Origin of the sequence: Serratia sp. TMDUHS_CL (genome assembly GCF_037137105.1) — a bacterium.
GTDB classification, from domain to species: Bacteria; Pseudomonadota; Gammaproteobacteria; order Enterobacterales; family Enterobacteriaceae; genus Serratia; species Serratia nevei.
In genome coordinates this window covers 89735-105951 of sequence record NZ_JBBBDV010000017.1, presented here as the reverse complement: position 1 = coordinate 105951, position 16217 = coordinate 89735, and the positions used below count along the sequence as shown (strand labels likewise).

Below are 16217 nucleotides of genomic sequence, written 5' to 3'. Positions count from 1 at the left end.
ATGGGCGTGACCCGTGCTTACGACGCGACGTTGGCGCTTTCGACGCTGCGCAACCGGTCATAAGTCGCCGCCAGCAACAGCACCAGCAGCGTAGGCTGCAGCCAGACCAGCCCCTGTTCGGCCAGCGGCAGCTTATCGAACCAGACGGGCAGCAGGCCGCTGAAGCTGGAGGCCTTCAGGCCGTCGGCGAGGCCAAACACCAGGCTGGTGGCGATCACCGGTGCGAAGACGCGCTTGGCGCTGCGCCAGCGGTTCTGGCTGAAGCTGAGCAACACTAGCGCGATGCAGGGCGGATAGATCGCCGTCAGCACCGGTAGCGAGACGCGGATCAGGTTGGCCAGCCCCATGTTGGAGACCAGCATGGCGAAGAGGGCGAGGATAACCACCAGCGTGCGGTAAGAGAGCGGCAGGTAGCGAGAGAAGAAGTCCGCGCAGGCGCAGGTCATGCCGACCGCCGTCACCAGGCAGGCGATGAACATCAGCACTGCCATAAAGACGCTGCCCAGATCGCCGAAGGTGTGTTGCACATAAGCGTGCAGGATTGCCGCGCCATCCTGAGCGCCACTCTCGACCAGGCTGCCGCTGCCGGCGCCGAGTTTGAACATGCAGATATAGACCAGCGTCAGGCCGACGCCGGCGATCAGGCTGGCCCACAGGGTGTAGCGCAGCAGCAGGCCGCTGTCGCTGACGCCGCGCGAGCGGGCGGCGGTGACGATAATCGAGCCAAACATCAGCGCCGACAGCGTGTCCATGGTTTGATAACCCTGCACGAAGCCGGTGGAAAACGCCGATGCCTGATAGCTGCCGACGGCGGAGACCGGTTCACCGGCGGGCCAAACTAGGGCGGCGATGCCGAGCGCGGCCAGCGCCAGGATTTTCAGCGGCGCCAGAATATGGCCGACGTTATCGAGCAACCGGCCGGGATACAGCGAGACGATCATCGCCAGGGTAAAGAACAGCAGGCTGTAGATGAACTGCGGCAGGGCGCCGTCGCCGGTGAAGGGCGCGATGCCGAGGGCGAAAGAGACATTGGCGGTTCGCGGCGTGGCGAACAGCGGGCCGAGCGCCAGATAGCAGACGGTCGCCAACAGCAGGCCGGCGGTGCGGCCGATGGGGCCGGTCAGCAGGCTGATGCTGCCGCCGACGCGCGCCAGCGCGATCACGGCGATCACCGGCAAGGCGACGGCGGTCACCATAAACCCGAGGGCGGCCGGCCACAGATGTTCGCCGGACTGCAGCCCCACCAGCGGGGGGAAAATGATGTTGCCGGCGCCGACAAACAGGGCGAAGGTCATAAAGCCCAGGGCGATAATGTCTTTCGGGGATAAATTCTTGGTCATAACGGTATGGCACTGCCTGTATTCATGAAATAAACGGCCTGCTGCGGAATGGATAACTGCAGAGGGCAGGCGCAGAGGGCAGCGAGCGCCCGCAAAATTTTCGTCTGGCAGGATATAATAATTCGGCGACAAAAACCTGATTAATCCAGCGCTGTTTATCCTGGCGTGAACCGGCCGCACAGAGGGATCATGGCGGCCGGCCCGGCTGCGCGTTAGCTCGCGCGCGCCACCATGTCTATCGACAGCGGGATTTCGATATGCGGTTTGAAAGAGTCATACGCGAAAGAGACGTGGCCGTCTTCGACCGGTTTGCGGGTGAAAAAGATCAGCATATCGCGGGTCGAATGCCGGCGTTTGTCCTGCGCTTCCACCGGTGAGAGGCTATGTTTGCGTTCATGATCGACAATCAGCAGGGTATCGAGGAAATGCCGATGCTGTATTTCGCCCAAAATCCATTCTGGCCGGGCCCGATCGAATTTGATCCCGCTGGTTTCGCGCATATCGTGAATAAAGGTCTTGGCGCTGTCGTCGGTCATGTTGTCGCAGCCGAGGAAGGTCGTCATGGTGTGGTCGACGCCGTCGCTGTGCACGCCTTCCAGCGCCGGTTCGCCCAGCATCTGCGGCGTGGTGACGGTGCGCAGGTTGAACACCGTGCAGACGAATTTGTTGATCTCCTGATTAAGCCGGGCGCGCGGCGTCACGCTCACGCCATCGATCACGTAGGCTTTGAATTTCATCAGCGCCTGGAATGCCGTATTCAACTGCAGATCGTCGTTGATGCCGCGGAAGTGGCGCACCTTGCCCGAATCGTAACGGATGAAGTCTTCCTCGACCGAGAGCACGAAAGGCTGGAATTCCAGCCGCTCAATCTGGGCGCGATCGAAGTCGAAACAGAAGCGGCCGTTTCTGGACTTGCGGAAAGGCAGCGTGGGATCGTCCGCCAGATTGCCGCTGACCTGCTGCAGCTTGGCGAAATCTTCCGGCCGCGCGCCCAGCGCCAGCAGGATCGCTTGCATGGTGGCGCCGGGGATAAAGGCTGAACGGTGTTCCTGATACGCCTTCTTAACTTCATCAAGCAGGGATAACTGTCGCATTTCTCGGGGGCCTCACGAATGATGTGGCGATTATAAAATCTTGCTGCCGATCTCCACGTCGAAGTCGGTTTTCAGCAAGACGGTGCCTTGATCCCGGGTGACCGCGGCAAGTACCAGCACTTCGGATTTAAATCCAGCAACCCGCCTGGCGGGGAAATTAACGACGGAGATGACTTTTTTGCCGAGCAGATCATCTTCCTGATAGTTTTCGCATAATTGCGCCGAGCTGTTTTTAATGCCAATTTCTTCGCCGAAATCAATGCGCAGCTTATAGGCGGGCTTTAACGCCTTGTCGTTATATTCCACGGAAATAATTTCGCCAATACGCATATCCAGTTTCATAAAATCAGTGATTTCGGCCATAAGTCAGTCCAGTTAATTAAGTGGCTTCAGGAAGGCTAGCAAAGGGGAATTATTCCGACAACGCCGCCAGGAGGGGAATAGTTATACCGGATGTAGCAATTAATTTACATTGTCGTAACGGGGTGAGCTTAATTATAATCTTGGTGAATTATATAAAATTGAAACGTCATTATTTCCCGCAAGTGTGTTCATTACGCAGGCTTAGGGGGGCCGGTGTCGGTGCTGTTAAGCCGGTGTTAAATTGGTTAGTATGTTCCGCATTAACTCATCAGCCGCATTTTTCAGGTAGTGATATGGAAATAACCCAGCGCGAAAAACGCGATCGGCGAAAGGCATTTATCGCGCCGTTTTTCCTGATATTAATTTGGTCGACCGGTTTTATTGCCGCGCGGGCGGTGGCGGATCATGCCGATCCCAACCTTTTCCTGACTTTGCGCTTTTTGATCGCCGCTGCGGTATTCGCCCTGCTGGCGCTGCATTGCGCCTGGCCCAAGGGGCGACAGTTCGTGATGCACCTGCTGACCGGCATGCTGATGAACGGCGTTTATCTCGCCGCAAGCTGGTGGGCGGTGGCGAACGGCCTGGCGGCCGGGGTGATGTCGCTCATTGGCGGATTGCAGCCGCTGTTCACCGCGCTGATTTTCGCGCTGGTGCTGCGCAAATCGATAGGATTGCGTTCCTGGGCTGGGCTGGCGGTTGGTTTTATCGGTGTTGCGCTGGTGCTCTCCCCTCGGCTGACCGGTATCGACGTCGGCAATATGGCGCTGTTGCCGATTCTGATGGGGTTTGGCAGCATCGTCGCGCTGACGATCGGCATCATGGTGCAGAAGTCTTCGCTGGCGGCGGCCGATCTGCGGGCGGCAGGCGCCATTCAGCACCTCGGCGCCGCGATCGTAACCGGCGTGCTGGCGGCCGTGATGGGCTCTGGCGCCTGGGACAATTCGCCGACGCTGTGGTTCTCGCTGCTGTGGTCGGCCGGCGTGTTGTCGCTGGGCGGCACCGCGCTGTTTATCTGGATGGTGCGCCACGGCGATTTGACTCGCATTACCGCGCTGATGCTGCTGGTGCCGCCGGCGGCGGCACTGCAGGCGTACGTGCTGTTTGGCGAGGCGCTGTCGCTGCTGCAGCTGGCAGGATTTGTGCTGACGCTGCTGGGAGTCGCCATCGTACAGCGAATTCGCCTGCTGCGGCGCTCTCGCTTGGCCGAATAGTCTGCAACAGGAAGTGCCGTAAAGCCCGCGCTGCCGGGCTTTTTTATTGGCTGAAAAATGGCCAACCTCACAAAACGGAAAGATAACAAAGCAACGGCGTTGCCTCGTCACACTTATTAACTATATGTTAATTTTTGGTTTATTAAATGTGATCAGGGGATGGATGATGATGAAAAAAATCAGCGCTACCGTAGCTGCAATCACCTTACTGGGCTCCGTTTCCGCCTATGCGGCCTTCCCGGCGGGCTACCCCGCCGACTATCAGAAACGGGTCGACGGCGCGAAGAAAGAAGGCAAGGTGGTGATTTACTCGACCACCGACACCAAGGCGGCGGCGCCGCTGATCCAGGGGTTCGAGGCGTTGTATCCGGGCATTAAGGTGGAATACAACGACATGAACAGTACCGAACTGTATAACCGCTTCATCAGCGAGCAGGCGGCCGGCGGCACCAGCGGCGACGTGGTGTGGAGCTCGTCGATGGACACCATTTTGAAACTGGCGGGCGATTACGCACAGGAATACGCCTCCCCCGAGCAGGCTCAGCTGCCGAAATGGGCGGTATGGCAAGATAAGGTGTATGGCACCACCTATGAGCCGGTGGTGTTTATCTATAACAAACGCCTGATCCCGCAAGGCGATGTGCCGGATTCGCACGCGGCGCTGGCTAAACTGATCGCCGGCCAGACGGACAAATTCAAGAAGAAAGTCACCACGTACGACATCGAAAAATCTGGCGTCGGCTTCATGCTGTCGGTGCAGGACTTCAAGGCCGATCCTAACTACTTCAAAACGCTGGCCGACGTGGCCAAGGGCGGGCTGGCGGTACAATCCTCCACCGGCACCATGATGGAGCGCGTCTCCTCCGGTGAAAACCTGATCGGCTTCAATATCCTCGGTTCGTACGCCGAGGCTCGCGCCAAGAGCGATCCGTCGCTCGGCATCGTCTATCCGAAAGACTATACCCTGGTGCTGTCGCGCGTGAGCTTCATCAGCAAAGAGGCCGGCAACCCTAACGCCGCCAAGCTGTGGTTCGACTACGTGCTGTCGGAAAAAGGGCAAAATATTCTCGCCAATCAGGCGGATATCCCCTCGATCCGCAACGACATCGAAGGCAAGAACGACATTGACGGCATGACCAAGCTGCTGGGCAACGCGCTCAAGCCGATCCCGGTCGACGATAGCCTGCTGGAATACCTGCAGCCGGCCAAACGCCTCGACTACATCAAACAATGGCGCGCCGCTGCGGCGAAATAACAGGGACTGCATTCGGACGCGCGCCTGCCTTAGAGGCGTGCGCCCTTTGGTCGGCGTTTACAACCATAGGGAGCATTTATGCAAGCATGGCGCAGAAAGTGGCAGAGCCTGCCGCGCGGCCTGGTGGTGTTGATAACCGCACTGGTTATCTATGTCCCCCTGTCGTTTATCATCATTCAAAGCTTCCTCTCGGCACCGTTCTTCTCTCCCTCCAAGGTCTTCAGCCTGGAGGCCTTCGAGTTCATCTTTACCGATCCGGATTTCTACAAGGCGCTGAAGAGCGGCTTTATTCTGGCATTCGGGCTGGTGATCATCGCCATCCCGCTCGGCGGCATTTTGGCCTTCCTGATGGTGCGCACCGATCTGCCGGGGCGGCGGATCATCGAGCCGCTGATTCTGGTGCCGATCTTCGTGTCGCCGATGGTGCTGGGCTTCGGCTACGTGGTGGCGGCGGGGCCGGTGGGCTTCTTCTCGCTGTGGGCGGAGGCGCTGCTGGGCTTCGTGCCGTGGAATATCTATTCGATGGCCAGCATCGTGGTGATTGCCGGATTGACGCACGTGCCCCACGCGTATCTGTATATCTCCTCGGCGCTGCGCAGCGTGGGCTCCGACGTTGAAGAAGCGGCGCGCACCGCCGGTGCCACGCCGCTGCAGGTCATGACCGCCGTCAGTCTGCCGATGGTGCGGCCGTCTATCCTGTATGCCGGAGTGCTGCTGTTCTTCCTCGGGCTGGAAGTGTTCGGCCTGATGCTGGTGCTGGGGGATCCGGAGGGCAACCTGGTGCTGGCGACCTACCTTTACCAGTTGACCAACAAGCTGGGCACGCCGTCTTACCACCTGATGGCGGCGGTGGCGGTGGTGCTGATCTGCATCACCATTCCGCTGGTGATGCTGCAGCGCCGGCTGATGCGTACCGCCAACCGTTTCGTCACCGTCAAGGGCAAAGCCTCGCAGGCCCGCGCGCTGCCGCTGGGCAAATGGCGCTGGGTGGCCGGCGCGGTGGTGGTGTTTTGGCTGACCGTCACCATCGGCGTGCCGCTGATCGGCGTGGTGCTGCGCGCCTTTATCTCCAACTGGGGCGTGGGCGTGTCTGTTTGGGACGAGCTGTCGATCAACACCTTCCGCACCATCTGGGCGCAGCCCAACCTGCTGCGCGCCATCGTCAACTCAATGGCGATCGGGGTGATCGGCGGGGCGTTGGCGGTGGCGTGCTACCTGTTTATCGGCATCGCCATGCACCGCAAGCCGGATGGCGCCACGCGCTTCCTCGACTACAGCGTGCTGGTGCCGCGTGCGGTGCCGGGGCTGCTGGCCGGCCTGGCATTCCTGTGGGTGTTTCTGTTCCTGCCGATGTGGCTGGACAAATCGCTCAAGGAGGGCTGGCTGTCGGCGCTGCCGATGGCCGAGTGGCTGCGTGCTAACTGGATTGTCTGGCTGCGTTCGCTGCGCAGCACCATCTTCAGCGTCTGGCTGGCGTACACCGTGGTGTGGATGGCTTACGGCCTGCGGCTGATCTCTTCCACGCTGCTGCAGGTGGGGCCGGAGCTGGAGGAGGCGGCGCGCAGCGCCGGCGCCAGCCGCGGCCAGGTCACCCGTCACGTCACCATTCCGCTGTCGCGCTACGGCCTGATCGGCTCTTGGCTGCTGATGTTCCTGATCTTTGAGCGCGAATATTCTACCGGGGTGTATCTGCTGTCTCCGGGCACGGAAACCATCGGCTCGATGCTGGTTTCCCTGTGGGCCGCGGGCGCTATCGATATCGTCGCCGCGCTGTCGTTCATCAATATCCTGCTGGTGGTGCTGGGGTTGGGGATCGCCTTGCGCTTTGGAGTGAAATTACATGATTGAACTTTCGGTAGAGAATCTGCATTTGACCTATGGCGACAACCCGGTGCTGAAAGGGGTGTCGATGGAGCTGAAACGGGGCGAAGTGGTCTCGCTGCTGGGCCCGTCGGGCAGCGGCAAAACCACGCTGCTGCGGGCGGTGGCCGGGCTGGAGAAACCGAGCCAGGGCCGAATCGTCATCGGCAATAATGCGGTGTACAACGGCAGCGCGCGCAGCGAAATTCCCGCCGAAGAGCGCAATCTGGGGCTGGTGTTTCAGTCCTATGCGCTGTGGCCGCATAAAACGGTGTTTGAGAACGTCGCTTACCCGCTGAAGCTGCGTAAGATCGCCTCGGCGGAAATCACCCAGCGGGTGCAGGCGGTGCTGGATCAGCTCGGGTTGGGGCATCTGGCCAAGCGCCATCCGCACCAGCTTTCTGGCGGCCAGCAGCAGCGCGTGGCGATTGGGCGTGCGCTGGTCTACAACCCGCCGGTGATCCTGCTGGACGAGCCGCTGTCCAACCTTGACGCCAAGCTGCGCGAAGAGGCGCGGGTATTCCTGCGCGAGTTGATCATCAAGCTCGGCCTGTCGGCGCTGATGGTGACCCACGATCAGAACGAGGCGATGGCCATCTCCGATCGCATCCTGCTGCTCAACAACGGCAAAATCGAACAGCAGGGTACGCCGCAGGAGATGTACGGTTCACCCACTACGCTGTTCACCGCTGAGTTCATGGGCAGCAACAACCGCTTGCCGGGCAAGATCGTGGCGCTGGAAGGCGATCGGGCGCGCATCGAAGGCAAGGACTGGGCGCTGTGGGGCAAAGCGGGCGAAGGCGTGCAGGTTGGCCAGGAGGGCTCGGCGGTGATCCGCGTGGAGCGCGTGCGGTTGGGCGAAGATCCGCAGGGCAACCAGCTTGAGCTGCCGCTGTTGACCAGCATGTATCTCGGCGATCGCTGGGAGTACCTGTTCCGCACCGTGGCCGAGGATTTCGTGGTGCGCGCCTATGGCCACGAGGCGCGCAGTCAGGCGCTTTGCCGGCTCTCCCTGCCGGCCGAGCATCTGTGGATATTCCCGAAAGCCTAGTCAGGACGCCCGCAGACGCGGGCGCTCCGTTTACAGATCCAGCACCAGCCGGTTGCCTTTGGCGCGCGAGCAGCAGATCAACAGGGTTTGCTGCGCCGCGCGCTCTTCGTCACTGAGATACTGATCGCGGTGATCGGCTTCCCCCTCGACGATGCGGGTTTCGCAGGTGCCGCAAATGCCTTCGCGGCACAGGCACTCGACCTTGGCCGCCTTGCTGTTTTCCAGCGCCTGCAGGATGGTCATGTCTTCCGCCACTTCAAGCTCAATACCCGACCGGGCCAGCACCAGCGTAAAGGCGCCGCCCGCCGTGTCTTCGGCGGCAAAGGCTTCGCTGTGCAAGCGACCGGGGGCGATGCCCTGTTCGGCGGCGGTCCGGTAAACCGCTTCGTTCAGCGCCGCCGGGCCGCAGACGTAGATATGGGCACCGGGCTCCACGTCGGCCAGCGTGCGTGCCAAATCCAATCGGCCGTTAAGACTGGATACATGGCAACTGACGTTGTCGGTGAACGGCGCTTGCGTCAGCTGCTGCTGGAAGGCGTTGTGTTCCTCGCTGTGGAAGCAGTAGTGCAGATGATAGCGTTGCCCGCTGCGCTGCAGCTCGTGCAGATGGGCCATAAACGGCGTGATGCCGATGCCGCCGGCGATCAGCACGTGATGCTGCGCCTCCGGCGCCAGCGCGAACAGGTTATTGGGGGTGCTGATGGTCAGCGTATCGCCGATCGCCAGCCGATCGTGCATGAAGTCGGAACCGCCTTTGGAAGGGGACTCACGGCGCACGGCGATCTGGTAACGGTCGAGCTCGAACGGTGAGCTCAGCAGCGAATAGGCATTGCTGTAACGCTGCTCGCCGTCCTGCATTTGCACGATGATGTGGCTGCCGCCGCTGAAGGCGGGCAGCGGCCGGCCTTGCGGATCCGCCAGGGTAAAGCGCTTGACCTGTGCGGTGACGGGGTCGATGTCGACGACGCGAACATCAAGCATCTGATAGCTGGTCATTCATTGGCTCCAAAGCGCGGGCGTCCCCGCGCATGAAAAAGTTATACCGCCTGGCACAGGTATTTGAGCTCCAGATAGTCTTCGATGCCGTATTCGGAGCCTTCACGCCCCAGACCCGACTGCTTCACCCCGCCGAACGGGGCTACCTCGTTGGAGATAAGGCCGGTATTGATGCCGACCATGCCGTACTCCAGCCGCTCCGAAACGCGCCAGATGCGCGCCGCATCGCGGGTATAGAAGTAGGCTGCCAAGCCGTAGATGGTGTCGTTGGCCTGGCGGATCGCCTCGGCTTCGTCATCGAACACCACCAGCGGCGCGACCGGGCCAAAGATCTCTTCTTCCAGCAGCAGCGAGCCAGGCTGCACGTCGCCCAGCACCGTTGGCGTGAAGAAATTGCCGCCCAGCGCGTGCGGCGTGGCGCCGGTCAGCACCTGAGCGCCTTTGCTCAGCGCGTCATCGAGCAGTTCCAGCACCTTGTCGCGCGCCTTGCGGTTGATCAGCGGGCCGATCTGCACGCCGGGTTCGAAGCCGTTGCCGACCTGCAGCGCCGCCACGCGGGCGACAAACTTCTCGGCGAACTGTGGGTAAACGCCGCGCTGCACGTAGAACCGATTGACGCAAACGCAGGTCTGCCCGGCGTTGCGGTATTTGGCGATCAGCGCGCCTTCCACCGCGGCATCGATGTCCGCATCGTCAAACACGATGAACGGCGCGTTGCCGCCCAGCTCCAGCGACACTTTCTTGATGGTGTCCGAGCTCTGGCGCATCAGCAGCCTGCCCACCGGCGTGGAGCCGGTAAAGCTCAGCTTGCGCACCTGCGGGTGGCCGGTCAGCTCGGCGCCGATCGCCTGCGAGTTGCCGGTCACCACGTTGAACACCCCGGCGGGAATGCCGGCGCGCTCGGCCAGCTCGGCCATCGCCAGCGCCGAGTAAGGGGTTTCGTTGGCGGGTTTGACCACCAGCGTGCAGCCGGCCGCCAGCGCCGGCGCGGCCTTGCGGGTGATCATCGCCGCCGGGAAGTTCCAGGGCGTGATCGCAGCGCACACGCCGATGCCCTGCTTCAGCACCATCAGGCGTTTATCGCCGCTCGGCGAGGGAATGATGTCGCCATTGGTGCGCTTGGCCTGTTCGGCGAACCATTCGATAAAGGAGGCGGCGTAGCGGATCTCGCCCAACGACTCCGCCAGCGGCTTGCCTTGCTCCAGCGTCATCAGGCTGGCCAGATCCTGCTGGTGTTCCAGCATCAGTTCGAACCAGCGGCGCAGCAGCTGGGCGCGTTGCTGTGCCGGCAGCGCGCGCCAGCCTTCCAGCGCCTGCTGGGCGGCGTCGATCGCCCGCTGGGTTTCGGCCGTCGCCATGTTGGGCACGCTGCCGATGAGTTGGCCGGTGGCGGGATCGCTCACCGGCAGGGTTTCCTGGTTGTCGGCATCGCGCCATTGCCCGTTGATGTAGGCCTGTTGGCGGAATAGCGCCCGATCGGAAATATTCACAAAGAACCTCACAAGTCAGGGGGAGGGGGCCCGTGGGCCCCGTCGCATCAGGGTTGATAAACCTGCGCCAGCAGGTTGTGGAAGTGGGCGATGCCGTGTTCGCTGACGCCGCTGCCGGCGCCGTCGGCCATGATGCGCCCCTGGCCGCGATAGCCGCGCGATTTGAGGCCTTTTTGCACGCTCTCCACCAGCCGCAAATCTTCCGGGCGGAACACGTCGCGGTACCAGTCGATCAGTTTGAGCTGCTCGTCGCTCAAATCGGCGTTGGTGAAGTAGATGTCGTAGTGCTGCAGGGTGGTTTCTGCATCGACCGGGAATTCATAGATCACCGTCATCATGCCTTCCAGCGGCGGCATGTTGAACATGGTGCACGGCCACAGCCAAATGCCGTGGAAGCTGGCTTCTTTTCCCTCTTCAAACTTGAACGACTGCTCGGAAGGGCGGGCGTAGCCGAACTGCAGCGTCCAGTTGCCGTGCAGGGTGTGCCAGTAGCGGTCGACCTGCACCGAGTCGGCGAAGCCGGGGTGCGCCGGGCCGCAGTGGTAGCACTCGAGATAGTTGTCGACGATGTTCTTCCAGTTGGCCGGGGTACGGGTGACGAAGCGCGCCGCCAGCTTGAGATCGTCGACCTGCGGGCAGGCTTCGCGCACTTTGGCGCCGAGGCCCGGCAGCTGGTCTTCCACCGTGCCGGCCTGCGAGTCCAGATTGACGTAAATAAACCCGGCGTACTCTTCGACCCGCACCGGCATCAGGTGCGAGTTTTCCTTATCGAAGTTCTGCACGTTTTCGCAGTTGCGCGCGTGCGCCAGTTCGCCGTCCAGCTTGAACGCCCAGGCGTGATAAGGGCAGGTGATGACGTTTTTCGCCCGGCCGTCGCCCGCCAGCAGCTGGTGGCCGCGGTGCGGGCAGACGTTGTAAAAGGCGCGCAGCACTTTGTCGCGGCCACGCACCACCAGAATGTTTTCACCGATGATCTCGCGGGTGATGTAGTCGTTCGGTTCGGCGAGCTCGCTGCGGTGCGCCACGCAAATCCAGCTGGTGGCGAACACCTGCTCTTTTTCGTGCTCGAACGCCGTCTGGTGGGTATAGAATCGGGCCGGAATGGTGTAAGCCTCGCGGGCGTCGGCGCAGAAATCTTTCGGTAAGGTAAATTCAGGGATCAGAGTGCTCATAAGTTAACCTTCCTCTTTTCTTATTGTCATTTCGCCATAGGGCGCGGTTGATACGACGATGGAGCGGAGAGTTCGGCGGCCGGCGGCGCCTCGGGCAGCGCCGGCGCGCTGCTTTCGATCAGGTGAGCCGGAATGGCCGCGTAGTCCTGCTTCAGCCAGCGGGCGAAGCCGTAGGTTTTCACCAGCAGCACCAGCAGGAACGGCAGCGCGGTCAGGATCACCGTGGTTTTCATGGTGTCCAGCGAGGCGCCGGTGAACAGGATCGACAGCGGGATCAGGGTGATCACCACGCACCAGAACAGGCGCAGCATCGGGCTGGGATCTTGCCCCTCCTGCAGGTTGCGGGTGCTGGTGGCGGCCATGGTGTAGGCCACCGCGTCCATGTGCGAGGCCAGGAAAATGATCATGATGAACAGATAGGCAGCCAGGAACAGCTTGCCGAGCGGCAGCGCCGTCAGCAGCATCTGCACGGCGGTTTCGCCGCCCTGGGTGCTGAGGATCTCCGGCACGTTGAGCTGCCCGCTGATGAACTGGTGCATGGCGTAGCTTTCCAGCGAGCCGAAGAAGAACCAGCAGCCGAGGGTGCTGCCGAGCAACAGCGCCCAGATCACCTCTTTAATCTTGCGGCCGCGCGAGACGCGGGTGACGAACATCGCCACGCCCGGGGTGTAAGAGATCCACCACAGCCAGTAGAACACCGTCCAGCTGCGGCTGAAGCTGCCGTCGCCCATCGGATCGGTGAACAGGCTCATCTGCAGGAAGTTTTGCGCCGTCAGGCCGATGGCGTTGATGGTGTTGTTGATGGTGAACTCGGTGGGGCCGACCAGCAGCACCAGCCCGGCGAAGACGAAAGCGCCCCAGCCGACCATTTTGCTCAGGCGCTGCATGCCACCGTCGATGCCGATGTAGGAGCTGAGGCAGAAAATCACCGCCGCCAGCAGGATCACCGTCGCCTGCACCACGAAATTGTCGGGGATGCCGGTCAGCGCCGTCAGCCCGCGAGTAAAGGTGGAGGCGGTCAGCACCAGCGAAATGGTGAGGGCGCCGACGGTGGCGACCAGGAAAATCAGGTCCACCATCCGCCCGATCGGGCCGTTGGCGCGCACGCCGGTGATGGCGGAAATGATCCCCGACAGGCTGAGCCCTTTGTTCTTACGCACGTGGAAGTGGTAGGCCATGATCAGCGAGGCGAGGGCGTAGGTTGCCCAGGCGCTCAGGCCCCAGTGGAAGAAGGAGTAGCTGATGCTGTATTCCAGCGCCTTCGGGGTGCGCGGCGCGATGTTCAGCCCTGGCGTCTGGTAGTAATACGCCCACTCCATTACCCCCCAATACAGGGTGGACGAGCCGAGGCCGGCGCAGATGAACATGAACAGCCAGGCCAGCGTGGAGTATTGCGGTTTGCCTTCGCCGAGGCGGATGTTGCCGTATTTGCTCAACGCCAGATACAGCACCACCAGCAGGGCGATCAGCACCAGGATTTGAATGGTTGAACCGAACAGCCGGGTGACGCCGTTGAAAATGGTGTTGGCGATAAGCGCGGATTGAGCCGGAAAGAGCATCAGGCAAATGGCGATCAGCGCAATACTGCACAAGCTGATGGCGATGAGCGTGACATCCTTTTTAGGGGTGCTCTGCATGGGAGTGAACTCCTGTTATCGGTGGTGGGCCGGTGCGCGAAGCGTAGGGTGCGCCCGGGCCTTATTGGTTTGAACCCTTTGTTTTGTTACACCGCGAGGAGCAAACGCCCCGGCAAAACGCCGCCGAGAATATTTACTCTTCATTAACATTTTCGAGTGTGCACAAATTACAGGAGGGCCACAATTGGGGCATCTGTAAAAGGATAAAACACAGTATGTAAACAATTTGTTGTGATCTTGGCCGGGGTATTGGCGTGCTTTCTGCGGTGGTTTTCAGCGGATTTGCGGCGGCGATCGAAGCGGAAAAACGGACGTGGCAAAGCAGGGCGCGAAAGGGCGCCCTGCGCAGGAAAACCGGTGATGCTTAGCGTTGCAGCAGGGCGGCGATCGCCTGGCCAACTTGCTGGGTGGAGGCATCGCCGCGCATGTCCGGCGTGCGCGGCCCGTCGGCGATGATGCGCTCGATCGCCTGCAGGATGCCGTCGTGCGCCTGGCGGTAACGGGCATCGCCGTCGCCGAGGAAATCCAGCATCATCGCGCCGCTCCAGATCATGGCGATCGGGTTGGCGATGTTCTTGCCGAAAATGTCCGGCGCCGAGCCGTGTACCGGTTCGAACAGTGACGGGAAGTTGCGCTCCGGGTTCAGGTTGGCCGACGGCGCAATGCCGATGGTGCCGGTGCAGGCCGGGCCGAGATCCGACAAAATATCGCCGAACAGATTGGAGGCCACCACCACGTCGAAGCGTTCGGGGTTCAGCACGAAGCGCGCGCACAGAATATCGATGTGCTGTTTGTCCCAGGCGATATCGGGGTACTGGCGCGCCATCTCCGCCACGCGCTCATCCCAGTACGGCATGCTGATGGCCATGCCGTTGGACTTGGTGGCGGCGGTCAGGCGTTTGCGCGGGCGCTGCTGCGCCAGCTCGAAGGCGTATTTCAGAATGCGGTCCACGCCCTGACGGGTGAAGACCGATTCCTGGATCACCATCTCGCGTTCGGTGCCTTCGAACATCCGCCCGCCGAGCGAGGAGTATTCCCCTTCGGTATTTTCGCGCACCACGTAGAAATCGATGTCGCCCGGCTGTTTGTTCGCCAGCGGGCAGGGCACGCCGGGAAACAGCCGCACCGGGCGCAGGTTGACGTACTGCTCGAAGTCGCGGCGGAATTTCAGCAGCGAACCCCACAGCGAAATGTGATCGGGCACCGTATCCGGCCAGCCGACGGCGCCGAAGTAAATGGCGTCGAAGCCCTTGAGCTGCTCAAACCAATCGTCAGGCATCATCTGGCCGTGGTGCTGGTAGTAGTCGCAGCTGGCCCACTCGAAGGTGTTGAATTCCAGCGACAGATCCCAGCGCGCCGCCGCCGCCTGCAATACCCGTATGCCTTCCGGCAACACTTCCCGCCCGATACCGTCCCCGGGGATAGCGGCAATCTTGTAAGTTTTGCTCATACAGAGGTCTCATTTGTAGGTAGGGGAGATTGACAACACTGTTATCCTATAATTGACTAACTGTTAATCAATCTCAAAAACGGTGAAACATAAAACACGAATCATGAACAATATGCCGATCCTGAGTGACCTGCGGGTGTTCGTGCTGGTGGCGCGCCGCGCCGGGTTTGCCGCCGCCGCCGAAGAGCTGGGCGTGTCGCCGGCCTTTATCAGCAAACGCATCGCGTTGCTGGAAAAGGCGCTGGACGTGTCGCTGCTGCACCGCACCACGCGGCGGGTGGCGATCACCGAGGACGGCGAGCGCATCTACGAATGGGCGCAGCGCATTCTCAACGATGTCGATCAGATGATGGACGAACTGTCCGAGGTGCGTCAGGCGCCGCAGGGCATGCTGCGCGTGGTCAGCAGCTTCGGCTTCGGCCGGCGCTTCGTGGCCCCGGCGCTGTCGGCGCTGGCGCGGGAGTATCCGCAGCTGGAGCTGCGGCTTGACGTGTCCGATCGGTTGGTGGATCTGGTCAGCGAAGGGTTCGATCTGGATATCCGCATCGGCGACGATATCGCCCCTAATCTGATCGCGCGCAAGCTGGCGGACAACCAGCGCATCCTGTGCGCTTCGCCGGCGTATCTGCAGCGCCACGGCGTGCCGAAAAGCGTGGCGGAGCTGGCGGGCCGCGCTTGCCTGGTGATCAAGGAGCGCGATCACCCGTTCGGGCTGTGGCGGTTGCAGGGGCCAGGCGGCGAAGAGACGGTGAAGGTGACGGGGGCGCTGGCGTCGAACCACGGTGAAATCGTGCACCAGTGGTGCCTGGACGGGCAGGGCGTTGCGCTGCGTTCCGCCTGGGACGTGAAAGAGAACATCGACAGCGGCAGGTTGGTGCACATTCTGCCGGAGTATTTTCAGCCGGCCAACATCTGGGCGGTGTACGTTTCCCGGCTGGCAACGTCGGCGAAAGTGCGGGTGACGGTCGAATTTTTGCGCGACTATTTCCGTGAGCACTACGGCGAAACGGGGGCGGCGAGTGAAAATTCGCCGCGGCCTTGAGGCCAAAAATGTGCGCCAGATCATCTTATGCTCGTAAAACTCCCCTCCGTTACTTGTGGAACTGTTGCACCTGTTCCTTTTGCCAAAACTTTGGTTTATGCTCAGCTGAAGCGTTTCAGTTGAAGCACTCTTCGACAGAAATGCCGATGTGACGGCGGCGAAAAGCCGCTGAAGCGCGGGAATAATGCAAACGCGGCGATTCACAGCGGGCGGTGCGATCCACTACTCTATGCGGGTTAGTGAGACAACCAGTCAG

General features: G+C 61.3%; 13 protein-coding genes. 5 read left to right on the top strand and 8 right to left on the bottom strand.

Annotation, left to right across the window (positions count from 1 at the left end):
• Positions 1-17: 17 nt before the first annotated feature.
• From brnQ to WCL58_RS23515, 3 genes are all read right to left on the bottom strand, one after another.
• Positions 18-1340: a branched-chain amino acid transport system II carrier protein gene (brnQ, locus tag WCL58_RS23525; RefSeq protein WP_141960217.1), complete on the bottom strand. Its 1323-nt coding sequence runs from the start codon at positions 1338-1340 to the stop codon at positions 18-20.
• Positions 1341-1552: 212 nt separating this feature from the next.
• The gene (locus tag WCL58_RS23520; RefSeq protein WP_038871106.1) at positions 1553-2434 is read right to left on the bottom strand and encodes a 2OG-Fe dioxygenase family protein; all 882 of its coding nucleotides are present in this window, start codon (positions 2432-2434) and stop codon (positions 1553-1555) included.
• A 30-nt stretch (positions 2435-2464) separates the two neighbouring features.
• Complete coding sequence (locus tag WCL58_RS23515; protein ID WP_048234649.1) at positions 2465-2797, bottom strand: tRNA-binding protein; 333 nt, start codon at positions 2795-2797, stop codon at positions 2465-2467.
• 293 nt (positions 2798-3090) lie between these two features.
• On the opposite strand from WCL58_RS23515, the gene WCL58_RS23510 reads away from it, so the two are divergent.
• The 4 genes from WCL58_RS23510 to WCL58_RS23495 all read left to right on the top strand — a co-directional run bounded on the left by WCL58_RS23510 (position 3091) and on the right by WCL58_RS23495 (position 8174).
• The gene (locus tag WCL58_RS23510) at positions 3091-4008 is read left to right on the top strand and encodes a DMT family transporter (RefSeq protein ID WP_084827173.1); all 918 of its coding nucleotides are present in this window, start codon (positions 3091-3093) and stop codon (positions 4006-4008) included.
• A gap of 166 nt (positions 4009-4174) precedes the next feature.
• A complete protein-coding gene (locus tag WCL58_RS23505; protein WP_060441366.1) occupies positions 4175-5263 on the top strand; it encodes an ABC transporter substrate-binding protein in 1089 nt (362 codons plus the stop codon).
• A gap of 78 nt (positions 5264-5341) precedes the next feature.
• Complete coding sequence (locus WCL58_RS23500; protein WP_060422728.1) at positions 5342-7111, top strand: ABC transporter permease; 1770 nt, start codon at positions 5342-5344, stop codon at positions 7109-7111.
• Positions 7104-8174, top strand: coding sequence for an ABC transporter ATP-binding protein (locus WCL58_RS23495; RefSeq protein ID WP_060422732.1), 1071 nt, complete (start codon positions 7104-7106; stop codon positions 8172-8174). The genes WCL58_RS23500 and WCL58_RS23495 overlap by 8 nt, the downstream gene beginning before the upstream one ends.
• A gap of 30 nt (positions 8175-8204) precedes the next feature.
• Here the strand turns inward: WCL58_RS23495 and WCL58_RS23490 are convergent, their stop codons facing one another.
• The 5 genes from WCL58_RS23490 to WCL58_RS23470 all read right to left on the bottom strand — a co-directional run bounded on the left by WCL58_RS23490 (position 8205) and on the right by WCL58_RS23470 (position 14919).
• Positions 8205-9170 carry a PDR/VanB family oxidoreductase gene (locus WCL58_RS23490; RefSeq protein ID WP_336851667.1) on the bottom strand — a complete coding sequence of 322 codons (966 nt, stop codon included), beginning with the start codon at positions 9168-9170 and terminating at the stop codon, positions 8205-8207.
• Positions 9171-9211: 41 nt separating this feature from the next.
• A complete protein-coding gene (locus WCL58_RS23485) occupies positions 9212-10660 on the bottom strand; it encodes an NAD-dependent succinate-semialdehyde dehydrogenase (protein WP_060422739.1) in 1449 nt (482 codons plus the stop codon).
• A gap of 47 nt (positions 10661-10707) precedes the next feature.
• Positions 10708-11832, bottom strand: coding sequence for an aromatic ring-hydroxylating oxygenase subunit alpha (locus WCL58_RS23480; protein WP_147840292.1), 1125 nt, complete (start codon positions 11830-11832; stop codon positions 10708-10710).
• A 26-nt stretch (positions 11833-11858) separates the two neighbouring features.
• Positions 11859-13469 (bottom strand): BCCT family transporter, encoded by a 1611-nt coding sequence (locus WCL58_RS23475; protein ID WP_060441286.1) that lies wholly within the window; start codon positions 13467-13469, stop codon positions 11859-11861.
• A gap of 364 nt (positions 13470-13833) precedes the next feature.
• Positions 13834-14919, bottom strand: coding sequence for a tartrate dehydrogenase (locus WCL58_RS23470; RefSeq protein ID WP_060441287.1), 1086 nt, complete (start codon positions 14917-14919; stop codon positions 13834-13836).
• Positions 14920-15001: 82 nt separating this feature from the next.
• Here WCL58_RS23470 and WCL58_RS23465 point away from each other — a divergent pair, with 82 nt between their 5' ends.
• Positions 15002-15961: a LysR substrate-binding domain-containing protein gene (locus WCL58_RS23465; RefSeq protein ID WP_280524769.1), complete on the top strand. Its 960-nt coding sequence runs from the start codon at positions 15002-15004 to the stop codon at positions 15959-15961.
• Positions 15962-16217 lie beyond the last annotated feature (256 nt).

Excerpts from the sequence above, each read along its gene's own strand:
- WCL58_RS23495 (WP_060422732.1), top strand. The coding sequence starts at position 7,104 with ATGATTGAACTTTCGGTAGAGAATCTGCATTTGACCTATGGCGACAAC.
- WCL58_RS23520 (WP_038871106.1), bottom strand. The coding sequence starts at position 2,434 with ATGCGACAGTTATCCCTGCTTGATGAAGTTAAGAAGGCGTATCAGGAA.
- WCL58_RS23475 (WP_060441286.1), bottom strand. The coding sequence starts at position 13,469 with ATGCAGAGCACCCCTAAAAAGGATGTCACGCTCATCGCCATCAGCTTG.
- WCL58_RS23470 (WP_060441287.1), bottom strand. The coding sequence starts at position 14,919 with ATGAGCAAAACTTACAAGATTGCCGCTATCCCCGGGGACGGTATCGGG.
- WCL58_RS23500 (WP_060422728.1), top strand. The coding sequence starts at position 5,342 with ATGCAAGCATGGCGCAGAAAGTGGCAGAGCCTGCCGCGCGGCCTGGTG.
- WCL58_RS23510 (WP_084827173.1), top strand. The coding sequence starts at position 3,091 with ATGGAAATAACCCAGCGCGAAAAACGCGATCGGCGAAAGGCATTTATC.
- WCL58_RS23490 (WP_336851667.1), bottom strand. The coding sequence starts at position 9,170 with ATGACCAGCTATCAGATGCTTGATGTTCGCGTCGTCGACATCGACCCC.
- WCL58_RS23505 (WP_060441366.1), top strand. The coding sequence starts at position 4,175 with ATGATGAAAAAAATCAGCGCTACCGTAGCTGCAATCACCTTACTGGGC.
- WCL58_RS23480 (WP_147840292.1), bottom strand. The coding sequence starts at position 11,832 with ATGAGCACTCTGATCCCTGAATTTACCTTACCGAAAGATTTCTGCGCC.
- brnQ (WP_141960217.1), bottom strand. The coding sequence starts at position 1,340 with ATGACCAAGAATTTATCCCCGAAAGACATTATCGCCCTGGGCTTTATG.
- WCL58_RS23515 (WP_048234649.1), bottom strand. The coding sequence starts at position 2,797 with ATGGCCGAAATCACTGATTTTATGAAACTGGATATGCGTATTGGCGAA.